Origin of the sequence: Apibacter sp. B3935, from assembly GCF_009827705.1 — a bacterium.
Lineage (GTDB): Bacteria > Bacteroidota > Bacteroidia > Flavobacteriales > Weeksellaceae > Apibacter.
This window is the reverse complement of sequence record NZ_WINL01000004.1, coordinates 75,844-87,967: the sequence shown is the minus strand read 5'-3', so window position 1 is coordinate 87,967 and position 12,124 is coordinate 75,844. Positions and strand designations below refer to the sequence as shown.

Here is a 12,124-nt window from a genome sequence, read left to right as displayed (position 1 = left end):
AATATTTTATACTTTATATTCTTGCAGTTGAAACATTTCCGTAAATAAATTTATGGTGTCATCTGCTTTTTCAGGGTTAGTAATAAGATAGTTAGCTAGTCTGTTGGTAATTTTTTGTACTAAACGATTTGATAATTCTGTTTCTTCTTCAGAAACTACCATCTGATCTTTTTTTAATGTTTTCAATTGATGTTCTTTAATTCTCTCTAAATCTGATTTGAAAGCGTGAATGATCGGCGCATATTTTCTATTTTCAGACCAAATTATAAATTCATTTATCATTTCGTCTATAATCCCTTCAGCTATAGGAATTTCTTTATTTCTTAGTTCCAGTGTTTCGTTGATTTTTTGGGACAAATCATCAACATTTAGTAAAGTTATATGATTATATTCTTTTACAGATAAACAAACATTGGAAGGGATGGATAAATCAATTAAAGTTATGGGTTGATTAGAGTGTAAATCTTTTTTTGTAATTATGGGTTTCGATGCCCCGGTTGCTACAATAACAATATCTGAATTAATAACCTGTTCTTGCATTTGCTCATAGTTTGCCACCTTTAGATTGAATGTTTGGGCTACTTCTTGCGCTTTAGAAAAGGTTCTGTTAAGTACTGTTATGTTAGGATTATTGATATGTTTTATTAAATTTTCACAAGTGTTTTTACCAATTTTTCCTGTACCAATTAAGGTAATTTTTTTATCTGATAGTTGCGTGAAATGAGTTAAAATATAATGTACTGCTGCATAAGACATAGACGTAACTCCTGTACTTATTGCAGTTGTATACTTAATTTTTTTTGATGTTTGAATGCCTGTGTTTAGTAATCTTTCCAAAAAAGCATTAGTGCAATTATGTTTTTTAAATTTTTTAAACCATATTTTTATTTGAGATATGATTTCAAAATCACCTATAATTTGACTTTCTAAACCTGCTGAAACTCTTAAAAAATGTTTAATGGCTTCTTCTCTTCTATAAACGGTTATATACTTTCTAAATTCAGCAGAATCTACTTTTATTTGCTTGCAAAATATATCAATTACATAATCCGGGTTTTCTGTTTGAAAATATAATTCTGTACGGTTACATGTGGATAGTATGAAAATATGAGTATCCGACAGGGAGTTAATTTTGTTGGAAAACTCTTCCACAAATTCAGGAAAAAAACTAAATTTTCCTCTAATTTCTGTATCTGCCTTTACAAAGCTCAAACTTATTGCATAAAAGTTTTTAATATTATTAGGCTGAAGCTTTTTCATATATTTTGTTGAAGCAAATTTATGAGTCCATGTATGGAGAAAATACCTATATTTATAAAAAAATACCTCTAAAAGTAAATTTTTACAATTTTAGAACTAATCTAAATAGTTAATTAACATGATAAATATCATGATTTTGTGGTTGTAAATTGATAGATAAAGAATTTGGTAATGGATTTAAAAAATACCTTTAAAAGTAGAATTAGAGAAAACAAAATTGGATCGGATATTTATATGGCTCAGATAGATAATTATACTATTCTGACTGATACCATTTCCAAACCTGTTGGCAAACGGTTTGTGCAATTTTATCTTTGTACTAAAGGAAGAGCCACTTTTCATTTTAAAAATGAATCTTTACGTGTTATGAATGAAGGGAATTCCTTACTTCTTTTTCATCCTGAAATAGATATTCCCATTAATATCAGTTTATCGAAAAAATCAAAGCTGGTCATTTTCGTAATAGCTATTCAAAAACTGGAAGATATTTTTTCCAAACATAAAGATAAACTTCCTTTATTCATTCAAAACAATTACACTAAATTTTATCATGAAAAGCCTTTAAGCATCCAAGAAAAGTTAATTATTTCACAACTTGAAGATTTTACCTTAGATCAAGAATTTGAAAATCATTATTTGACATTGAAATTACATGAATTCTTACTTTATTATTTTTCTTCAAATTCCTCTACTTCTTCATACCATTTACCTATAAAAGATGAAAAATTCATTCGTAAGATTTATGAAATAAAAGAGGTCTTAATGGAGAATATAGCTTCTCCACCTACTTTAAAAGAACTTTCAGAAACGACTAATTTAAGTGAATATAAAATAAAAGAAGGTTTTAAAAAAATATACGGGAAATCTATTTCTCATTTTATACTGGATACAAAATTAGAAATCGGAAAAGAAAAATTAAACTTGAAAGTTAAACAGGTGCAGGAAATCGCTTATGATTTAGGATATGAAAATCCCAGTCATTTTATAGAGGCTTTTAAGAAAAAATATGGAATTACGCCCAAGCAATGGATGATGAAATAACAATATTTTCATAACTGATATACACGTTTATTTTAAATTTTTTTTCTCTTTATTGGGATATAAATATCTTCTTCCGAATCGGGATCATTATTTTTATATTTTTTTCCTAATACCTCAAAATGAGGTCGGGTATTATCAACATTATACTCTGAATGAGGAAGCCACTTTGTGAATATATATCTAAAAATAGTATCGTCTTCACTAAAACCTTTATAATGAAAAATTGCATATAGCCCTCCTGAAAGAATTAAACTTTCCATATCTTTTGGAATATTCTCAATCTGTGATACTTCAACAACAGCCCATTTTTTGAATTTAATTGTAGGATTAAAATCAAATGAAACGGGATATAGTTGCATGGAAATTAATTCATCAGTATGAATATTTTTTATTTCTTTTTTTCTTAGGATAAAATCTTTCCATAATTCATTGGTTAAATTATTAGACAAAGACATATACTGACAAATGCCTATTAATTTTTTTTCTGCTATTTCTTTAATATTCGGTATAAAATCCATATAGTAAAGATAAAATATTTTAATATAAGTACGAAAATTTAATTCTATCATAACTAATTTAATCCAAATACATAATAAATTATTAAATACTTATAAGATATATATTTCTTTGCATTTTCAAAGCAAATAGAAATTTTATTTCTCTATAACATCAACCTAATTTAAAATTTAGTATTTTTAGATTATAATTTATATGCTTTAATGAAACAAAAGGAAAAAGTAGAGTACATAATAACGGAGTTAAACAAGCTCTATCCAAACCCTATTGCTCCGTTAGTCTATCAAGATGTATTTACTTTATTAATTTCCGTATTACTTTCTGCTCAAACAACGGATAAAAAGGTTAATGAAGTTACACCTGCTCTCTACAAAGTTGCTCCCAATGCTTTTAAAATGGCTGAATTGCCTGAGTGGGAAATCAAAGAATATATAAAAGAAATAGGCTTATCGAATACTAAATCCAAAAATATCCATAAACTTTCTACTATTTTGGCAGAAAAATATAACGGTGAAGTTCCGGAAAGTTTTGAGGAATTAGAAGCCTTACCCGGCGTGGGTCATAAAACGGCTTCCGTTGTCATGAGTCAAGGTTTTGGACACCCGGCATTTCCTGTTGATACACATATTCACAGACTTATGAAATTATGGAAATTAACCAACGGAAAAAATGTTGAACAAACAGAAAAAGATGCTAAACGGTTATTTCCTAAAGAATTATGGAATATCTTACACATTCAAATTATTTTTTACGGTCGGGAATATTCTCCGGCTAGAGGCTGGAATCTAGAAAAAGATTATATAACCAAATATTTATTAGAAAATTAGTTAATTAAAATTATGAAAAATATTGTTCTTGTTGCAGGGGCTTTATATGGTTTAATTTCCATTATTTTAGGAGCATTCGGTGCTCATGCTTTTAAAAAAATACTTTCAGCTGAAAAATTAGTAAGCTTTGATACGGGTGTTAAATATCAAATGTATCATGCATTGGCTCTTTTAATTATTGGATTTTCTCTTTCGTTTAGTTCGGGTTTGGAAAAATGGGCCGGATGGGGAATGATTATAGGTACATTTCTATTTTCTTTTAGTATTTATCTATTAGCTTTTTCTGATTATTGGGATATCAATTTACGTTTTTTAGGCCCTGTAACTCCCATTGGAGGAACATTTATGATCATAGGATGGGCTTGTTTATTATTTTATTTTATTAAAAGTAATTAAATGCTCTTTTAAAAACGTTCTAACTTTTACTATTACAAATTCATACGACAACATCAAGTAAAATTTAGACGAATCATTTTTTAATTCATTTTGATAAAAGTCTTCGTATAGCCTGGGAGAAAAGTCGTGTAAATGGACACTTTGGTGTAAGTTAGTATTTTCATAACAGGCAATATCTTTTCTACTGATATAAGGAGGATAAATGGTGAAAGTAGGTTTTTGCAGAGCTTTTGCCGTAATTACAAATCTACTGCTATTTCCAATAAATAAAGTGCAATTTTGCATAAAAGCGGCATACTCACGTATCGTTTTTCCTACCGGCTGAACAAATACTTTGGTATTGGAATTTAGTAAAGATAGCAGTTCGTTTACTTGTTTATACTGCGAAGGCAAATAGGTAAATAATAAATCGGCTCTATAATTTGCCCATATAAAATCTATAAGTTTTGCCATATTACCCATCGTCCAAGTATTATGTATGTTTGAACCCAAAACACCCAACATAATAACCGGTCGTTTAAAATGTATGCCCGCATTTATCATTTTTTCTTTAGCGTCCTCAATTTCATCTTCAGCTAGATATATTTTAGCTAATGGATCGATAGGTATAGGGTTATCTTTTAGAAATTCTTGTAAGATTACTAAACGATCTTCCAATAAGGTACACGTTTGAGTAATTGGTTCTTCTACTTTAGAGACGGTTTTATCATAAAATTTATCCAATAAAGGATTGGAAAAACTGTATTTTTTCTTTGCTTTTGAAAATAAGGTTAGCAAGATACTGTTAAAATTCTGCGACATATCAATAAGTATGTCGTATTTTTCACTTCTTACTAACTGGATATATTTATATACGAAAAGTACGGAACGTATATGCTCCGTATCTATAGCTATTATACGGTCAATATTAGGATTTCTCTGTATAACTCCAATATATTTTTTATAACAAAGAAAATCTATCTTAATATCCGGATAGATTTTCTTTAGATTATTAGGAATTACACTCGAGAGTAATACTTCTCCCACATTGTTATATTGTATTAATAGCGCTTTCACTATATGATTAATATCTAAACAGATACGTTATGCTCTCTAAGAGCATCATTTAACGATGTTTTCTTGTCTGTACTTTCTTTTCTAGTTCCTATAATTAAGGCACAGTTTACGTTATATTCTCCTGCAGGGAATTTTTTAATTATAGACCCGGGAATTACTACTGAACGTGGAGGCACATATCCTCTGTATTCTTTAGGTTCGCTTCCTGAAACATCAATTATTTTAGTAGAAGAAGTTAAGGTAACGTTTGCTCCTAAAACCGCTTCATCATCAACATGTACACCCTCTACAACAATACAACGTGAACCAATAAAGCAATTATTTCCAATAATAACCGGTGCCGCTTGTAAAGGTTCTAAAACACCGCCAATACCAACACCTCCGCTTAAATGTACATTTTTACCAATCTGTGCACAACTTCCTACGGTTGCCCATGTATCTACCATGGTACCTTCATCTACATAAGCACCTATATTAACATAAGAAGGCATTAAGATCGCTCCGCTGGAAATATATGCTCCTTTTCTTGCAACTGCATGAGGTACTACACGAACTCCTTTTTCTGCATATCCTGTTTTTAAAGGAATTTTATCATGATACTCAAAAATACCTACTTCATAGGTTTCCATTTTTTGTATAGGGAAATATAATACTACCGCTTTTTTAACCCACTCATTTACTTGCCATTTTCCATCTTCCAACGGCTGTGCTACTCTTAGTTTTCCTGAGTCTAACAATTCAATTACTTCTCGAATTGCTTTTTGATATTCTTTATCCGATAATAATGCACGGTCATTCCAAACTTTTTCAATAGTTTGTTGTAAATCTTTCATATTTTTTGTTTATACAACAAATTTAACAATTTTTATAATTGTTTTTTACGTTTATTTACATGTATACACACATATTTTAGAAATATACTAAGAGTAAAATTTATTATTAGATAAATTTTTATTCATTTTTAATAAAATAAATAGTAATGTATAAATATAATTAGTCGGTAAATATTAAAAATTTATAATGGATATTGATTTTAAGTTTGGGAAAATTGGGCTTCGTAAAGTTTTCTATAGTACCCTTTTCGTTGTAACAAGGAATTATGGTTTCCCATTTCAACTATTTTTCCATGATCTAATACGATAATTTTGTCCGCATTCTGTATGGTAGCTAAACGATGAGCAATAATAATGGAAGTTCGATTTTTAGTAATCTTATCGGTAGCTTTTTGTATTAATTCCTCTGATTTAGTGTCTATAGAAGAAGTTGCTTCATCTAACACCAGAATAGAAGGGTTATATAAATAAGCCCGTAAAAAGGAAATCAATTGTCGTTGACCTAAAGAGATGGAAGCTCCCCGTTCATTTACTTCATAGCCGTAACCATTGGGAAGGCTCATTATAAAATCATCTATTTGAATTTCTTTTGCAGCTTTCCGTACTTCTTCTAAGGTTATATCTTTATTTCCAAAAGTGATATTTTCTAAAATGGTATCATTAAACAAAAATACATCTTGTAATACGACAGCGATGTGCGACCGTAAATTGTGCAATTCATATGATTTTATATCCGTTCCGTCTATATATATATGTCCTCCCGAAATTTCATAAAAACGGCTTAATAAATTTATAATAGTTGATTTTCCTGCTCCGGTAGCTCCAACAATTGCTACTTTTTCTCCACTGGAAACCGTAAATGAAAGATCTTTAAGAACACTTTCTCCTTTTACGTATGAAAATGATACATGGTCAAAAATGATATCTCCTTTAATGTTGTCTTTTTTTACAGTTCCTTTATTTGATATTTCATGATTGGAATCCAAAACGGTAAAAACTCGTTCCGCTCCAACAATACCTCTTTGAATGGTATTAAAGCGATCTGCTATTTGCCTCATGGGCCTCACCAGCATGTTCACATAGGAAGTAGTAAAAGCTATAACTACTCCCGGTGATATATTGTGTGCCGTTAATGCGTTATAACCTGCATACCATATCATGACACCAATGGCAATACCGGTAATAATATCTACAGCAGGAAAAAAAAGTGAAAAATAGAAAACTGTTTTAAGATAGGCTTTTTCTAATTTTTGATTGATTTGAAAAAACTTTTTATATTCTTTTTTCTGTTGATTAAATACTTGAACGATGGTCATTCCTGACAGCCTTTCTTGAACAAAGCTGTTTTGATTGGCTGTTTGATTTCTTTCTTCAGAAAAAGCTTTTTTTATGGCTTTTTGAAATATTCGGGTTATAATAGTCATTATCGGGAAGATGAACAATGCTATGGTTGCTAATTCCCAATTAATCCAATACATCGTTACTACCACAAAAATTATACGAAGAATATCTCCTAAAACCATTAAAATTCCATCGGTATATATAGTTGAAATAGTTTCGATATCGGATACAGAGCGAGTGACTAACACTCCTAAAGGCGTTTTATCGAAAAAAGAAGATTTAAAATAAATGAGCTTTTTGTATAACTTTATTCGTAAACTACGAATTACATTTTGAGCAACAAAGTTAGAAGCATAAACTAAAAAAAATTGTAAAACAACTTCAGTCAACATTAATAAAAAAATAAGCAAAAGGGAATGATATAAATTTGAAAAATTTTTATTTTTAATAATATCAACATCTATTGCATGACTAATTACAACCGGACGGAAAGAGGAAACATATGCTAACGCCAATGCTATAAAAATTGTAGAATAAAACCATACAGGATATTTACTTCCCAATTCCATTAATCGAGAAAGTGCTTGACCTGCTTTTACGTTTTTTTCTTTTTTATGTTTCATAATATATATCCTGAGGATAGTTAACTTTCACTAAAGTAAGACCTTTAGCAGGTGCTGAAGTGGAAGCAAATTTACGGTCTTTTTTTTCAATTATGTTTCTAAATTCCTTTTCGTCAATTTTTCCTCTGCCAACATCCATGAGAGTTCCTGCAATTGCTCTAACCATATTTCTCAAAAATCTATTAGCAGCGATGGTAAATACTAATTCATCTTCATATTGTTTCCATTCTGCTTGGTAAATATAGCAATCATTCGTTTTATTATCCGAATGTAGTTTTGAAAAACTGGTAAAGTCTTTATATTCAAATAATACTTTTGCAGCTTTGTTCATTTTATCTACATCAAACTGATAGAAAAGAAATTGTGCATGGAATTGTTGTTTAAAAGGATTTTTCAGGGTAGAAATTCTATATTTATAAATTCTTTCCATTGCATCGAAACGTGCATGTGCGGAGTCTTTAACTCGGAATATTGCTTTTATGGAAATATCCGAAGGCAATAAAGAATTTAATTTTCTAACCAATTGATCCGGCAATTCTTCTTCCCAATCAAAATGAGCATACATTTCAGCTGCATGAACTCCCGTATCGGTTCTTCCTGCACCTATTGTTTTTATCTCTTTTCTAAGTAATCGACTTAATGCCGATTCTAATTTTTCTTGTACTGATATATGTTTTGGCTGTCTCTGATACCCGTAATACTGAGTACCATCGTATGAAAATTGAATGAAATAACGCAATTTTATTGTAAATTTACTACAAAAATAGTGAGAAAAATATTATTGCTTTCCGATACCCATTCTTATATTGATGATCGTATATTGGAATATGCTTCCCAAGCAGACGAGGTTTGGCATGCAGGTGATATTGGTGATATAAAGGTTTCCGAAACTTTAAAAAAAACGGTTCCGGTATTTAAAGCGGTCTATGGAAATATTGATGGAACAGAAATTCGTAAAGAATTCCCTCTTAATCTACGTTTTTTTTGTGAAAATGTGGATGTATGGATGACCCATATTGGCGGTTATCCGGGTAAATACGCACCAATCATACGTGAAGAAATAAAATTGAATCCTCCTAAACTTTTTATTTGCGGTCATTCACATATTTTAAAAGTTATGAATGATAAAAAACTTCATTTACTTCATATGAATCCGGGTGCTATAGGAATCTATGGATTTCATAAGGTGAGGACTATGTTACGATTTGAAATAAATCAGGAAACTATACAGAATTTAGAAGTTATTGAATTTACTAGATGATTTTTTTTTTATGTTTTCCTTTAAGTACTAATTTATCGACTTAGCGTCCCTTTTAAACAGTAAAATTCAAAAAATTTTAAAATTTAATCTTTAGCAATTCTAATAATACTCACCTGAATATTTCTTCAATTTAATTTATTTTTTTCCTAAATAATTATTAAATTTATAAATATTAACTAATATTAATATTATTATTTAAATCATAATATATTAATGATACTCTATATACTGATTTAAAATAACGAATTTTGTTGTTACATTTAGGCAAATTTTTTGATTATGATTAAATATTTTACAGTATTTAACGTAACATAATTAATATCAAATGATACTAATGTTTAAAAATTATTCTGCCAAATTCAGTTTATGATAAGATCTGTTATTCGTTTATCTTTAATAATGCTCCCTTTAATAGGTGTTGCTCAATCAAAAGTTGTAGTAGCTTTTAAAGTTATAGATAAAGAAAAAAATTCCTGTGTTGATGTTAACGTAAAGAAAAATTTTACATTCCAATATGAAAATAGTTCCGGTTATAAAGACCTAAAAAGTTTAGTTTCTACAAAGTGTTTTAATAGTTATGCAATAACTAAAATTTCTGGTAATTTTCGAATTTATATTTCAGTACCTGAATATGAATCACAATATCTTGATTTCACTATTACCAAACAAAGTAAAGATACCCTATATTTAGGTGAGGTTTATCTAACACGTACGTATCCCGAAATTAGTGAAGAAATTCAGAAACCTTCCAAATCTGCTGAAAAAGAAATTGAGGGGGTAACAGTGACCGGAGCACGTAAGAAATTTATTAAATTAGAAGCTAACAAGACTACTTATACGATAAAGGATAATGATTTACTTTCCGGCGGAAGTGCACAAGAAACTTTAACAAAACTTCCGGGAGTAATCAAGGGATATGGTGGAAATCTTACCGTAAATGGTAAGTCCATGACTATTTATATTGATGATATCCCGACAGGTCTTTCGGGTGGAGACTTAGAAAATTTATTACAAAGTTTACCATCAAATGCTATTGAAAAAATTGAAATTATATCTAACCCGGGAGCTTCTTACGATGCTAAAACAGGGGGTGGTATAATAAATATTATTACTAATGGTCGTGCATTGCGAGGAATAAACGGGTCTGCTTCTTTAAATTACCAATTTAACAAGAACAACCGCGTATCTCCTTCTATTAGTTTAAATAGTCGTTTAAAAAGTGTATCCTTACAATTAAATAGTGGTTATAATTATAGGGAAAACGATAAAACTACCTATTATAAAAGGGAATTTACTTCTTTCACTCCTTCCATTATTTTTGATCAAAAGAATATTGAAAATAAATATAATCGTTTTTATTATTTCAGACCTTCTTCAAATATTCGCCTTAACAAAAACAGTAATTTATTGATCAATTATAACTTAAGTTATACTGATAACAGTAATCATTATACAGGTGAATCTTTAAGCTCTAATGATATTGAACCAATTAATCTTTTAAATAATTCAAAATATTCGGAAGATAACACCAATCATGAATTAACCACAAAATATAAGGTTAAATTAGATACGTTAGGAAACTTGTTTGATATAACGGCATCTTATAAACACTTTAACAAAAATTCAACAAATAACAGTATTCAAAATAATGAGGGTGTTTATAAATATTCTGTAAATGATATTGATTATAAATCCGATTATTTTCAAGTGAATCCTAATTTTGAATTTTCTTTTAATAAGGTAGGAATAAAAATGAATACCGGTGGAAAGTATTCTCATACTAAATATACTAGTAACGGAAAATATAATCTTTTAAATACCTCTTCTTCTATACTGGAAAATCCGGATTATAATTCATTCAGGGATTTTATATACGATGAAAATCAATATGCTTTATATGGAGAATTAAGCAAAAAATTTGAAAAGTTGGATTTGACTGCAGGAGTTCGTTATGAAAATTTAGAATTTAAAAATAAAGTAAAAACTACGGATCAAAGTATTAAATATACGTTTGAAAAGTTTTTCCCATCTTTTAGTTTACTATATAAATTTAATCCTACGCTGGATTTTAATGCTACCTACAGAAAGAGTATGATGCCTCCTTCCTATTCTAATATGGATCCGAATTTAACCAACTATTTTGACGAATTCAATACTTCGGAAGGAAACTTACATCTTAAACCGGATTATTACGATAACTATGAAGTTTCTTTAAGTGCATGGAGATATTTGAAAATCTCTTTCAACTATACGTATTCTAAAAATATAAATATGCTGTATTACGAGACTGAAGACAATTCATTAACCGTAAATCAAACTACTCGTACATTTCACGGCATGAAAAACTATAACGTATGGGTTGGTATTCCTATTCCATTTAAATTGGTTACCATGGGTAAAAAATTCTTTGACGAGCCTATGAATATGGATAAAATGAATTTCATTTACCTTTACGGGATGTATAATTACTACAAAGTAAACGATTATCCATATTTAGATAAAGTAAAACCTATGTGGTTTTATGTAATATATGCTCAATTAATCCTTCCAAAAGATTTTAAATTAACCACTTTCTTTTTATCTAGTACAGATAAGGGATATTTTGAAATTTACAAATCCTATAAACCTTTCCGTTATTCTAATATAGAACTTTCAAGATCCTTTAGTAACAAAACTATTAAGGCTTCTTTAGGTATTCAAAATATATTGGGTCCTACTAAGTTTAATTCTGATATTAATAACTTTAATTTAAGAACCAATTATTACAGTAGAGACAGCGATCAATTGTTCTATATTAAACTATCTTACAGTTTTGATAAAAACCGTAATATTAAAAAGGAAAATACAATTATTGAAGAGGATACTAATTCAAATTCTAACAAATTGTTACCTTCCGGTCCGTTAAAATAAATACTCAATTTTATATAAATCAATAAAGGCTGATAATTTAAATATTATCAGCCTTTAATT

At 29.2% G+C, this 12,124-nt stretch carries 11 protein-coding genes; 5 read left to right on the top strand and 6 right to left on the bottom strand.

What is annotated here, in order from left to right:
• Positions 1 to 6: 6 nt before the first annotated feature.
• Positions 7 to 1,260 (bottom strand): glutamyl-tRNA reductase, encoded by a 1,254-nt coding sequence (gene hemA, locus GFV00_RS08585; RefSeq protein ID WP_160557753.1) that lies wholly within the window; start codon positions 1,258 to 1,260, stop codon positions 7 to 9.
• A 171-nt stretch (positions 1,261 to 1,431) separates the two neighbouring features.
• On the opposite strand from hemA, the gene GFV00_RS08580 reads away from it, so the two are divergent.
• The gene (locus tag GFV00_RS08580) at positions 1,432 to 2,301 is read left to right on the top strand and encodes an AraC family transcriptional regulator (protein WP_160557754.1); all 870 of its coding nucleotides are present in this window, start codon (positions 1,432 to 1,434) and stop codon (positions 2,299 to 2,301) included.
• A gap of 32 nt (positions 2,302 to 2,333) precedes the next feature.
• Here the strand turns inward: GFV00_RS08580 and GFV00_RS08575 are convergent, their stop codons facing one another.
• Positions 2,334 to 2,819 carry a GyrI-like domain-containing protein gene (locus tag GFV00_RS08575; RefSeq protein ID WP_160557755.1) on the bottom strand — a complete coding sequence of 162 codons (486 nt, stop codon included), beginning with the start codon at positions 2,817 to 2,819 and terminating at the stop codon, positions 2,334 to 2,336.
• A 201-nt stretch (positions 2,820 to 3,020) separates the two neighbouring features.
• On the opposite strand from GFV00_RS08575, the gene nth reads away from it, so the two are divergent.
• A complete protein-coding gene (gene nth / locus GFV00_RS08570) occupies positions 3,021 to 3,644 on the top strand; it encodes an endonuclease III (protein ID WP_160557756.1) in 624 nt (207 codons plus the stop codon).
• Between the two features lie 12 nt (positions 3,645 to 3,656).
• Positions 3,657 to 4,040: a DUF423 domain-containing protein gene (locus GFV00_RS08565; RefSeq protein WP_160557757.1), complete on the top strand. Its 384-nt coding sequence runs from the start codon at positions 3,657 to 3,659 to the stop codon at positions 4,038 to 4,040.
• Here GFV00_RS08565 and GFV00_RS08560 read toward each other — a convergent pair.
• The 4 genes from GFV00_RS08560 to truA form a co-directional block, all read right to left on the bottom strand.
• A complete protein-coding gene (locus tag GFV00_RS08560) occupies positions 4,014 to 5,096 on the bottom strand; it encodes a glycosyltransferase family 9 protein (protein WP_160557758.1) in 1,083 nt (360 codons plus the stop codon). The two genes, GFV00_RS08565 and GFV00_RS08560, sit on opposite strands and share 27 nt — an antisense overlap.
• 14 nt (positions 5,097 to 5,110) lie before the next feature.
• On the bottom strand, positions 5,111 to 5,929 hold the full coding sequence (locus GFV00_RS08555) for a 2,3,4,5-tetrahydropyridine-2,6-dicarboxylate N-succinyltransferase (protein WP_160557759.1): 819 nt from the start codon (positions 5,927 to 5,929) through the stop codon (positions 5,111 to 5,113).
• 200 nt (positions 5,930 to 6,129) lie between these two features.
• A complete protein-coding gene (locus tag GFV00_RS08550; protein WP_185150013.1) occupies positions 6,130 to 7,893 on the bottom strand; it encodes an ABC transporter ATP-binding protein in 1,764 nt (587 codons plus the stop codon).
• Positions 7,883 to 8,632 carry a tRNA pseudouridine(38-40) synthase TruA gene (gene truA / locus GFV00_RS08545; protein WP_160557760.1) on the bottom strand — a complete coding sequence of 250 codons (750 nt, stop codon included), beginning with the start codon at positions 8,630 to 8,632 and terminating at the stop codon, positions 7,883 to 7,885. The genes GFV00_RS08550 and truA overlap by 11 nt, the downstream gene beginning before the upstream one ends.
• A 27-nt stretch (positions 8,633 to 8,659) precedes the next feature.
• Between truA and GFV00_RS08540 the strand changes: the two genes are divergently transcribed.
• Both GFV00_RS08540 and GFV00_RS08535 read left to right on the top strand, forming a co-directional pair.
• Positions 8,660 to 9,154, top strand: coding sequence for a metallophosphoesterase family protein (locus GFV00_RS08540; protein WP_160557761.1), 495 nt, complete (start codon positions 8,660 to 8,662; stop codon positions 9,152 to 9,154).
• 366 nt (positions 9,155 to 9,520) lie between these two features.
• Complete coding sequence (locus GFV00_RS08535; RefSeq protein ID WP_160557762.1) at positions 9,521 to 12,064, top strand: TonB-dependent receptor domain-containing protein; 2,544 nt, start codon at positions 9,521 to 9,523, stop codon at positions 12,062 to 12,064.
• Positions 12,065 to 12,124 lie beyond the last annotated feature (60 nt).

Bases quoted from the DNA above. Each gene is read 5' to 3' on its own strand.
- hemA (WP_160557753.1), bottom strand. From the start codon at position 1,260: ATGAAAAAGCTTCAGCCTAATAATATTAAAAACTTTTATGCAATAAGT.
- GFV00_RS08580 (WP_160557754.1), top strand. From the start codon at position 1,432: ATGGATTTAAAAAATACCTTTAAAAGTAGAATTAGAGAAAACAAAATT.
- GFV00_RS08575 (WP_160557755.1), bottom strand. From the start codon at position 2,819: ATGGATTTTATACCGAATATTAAAGAAATAGCAGAAAAAAAATTAATA.
- nth (WP_160557756.1), top strand. From the start codon at position 3,021: ATGAAACAAAAGGAAAAAGTAGAGTACATAATAACGGAGTTAAACAAG.
- GFV00_RS08565 (WP_160557757.1), top strand. From the start codon at position 3,657: ATGAAAAATATTGTTCTTGTTGCAGGGGCTTTATATGGTTTAATTTCC.
- GFV00_RS08555 (WP_160557759.1), bottom strand. From the start codon at position 5,929: ATGAAAGATTTACAACAAACTATTGAAAAAGTTTGGAATGACCGTGCA.
- GFV00_RS08550 (WP_185150013.1), bottom strand. From the start codon at position 7,893: ATGAAACATAAAAAAGAAAAAAACGTAAAAGCAGGTCAAGCACTTTCT.
- GFV00_RS08535 (WP_160557762.1), top strand. From the start codon at position 9,521: ATGATAAGATCTGTTATTCGTTTATCTTTAATAATGCTCCCTTTAATA.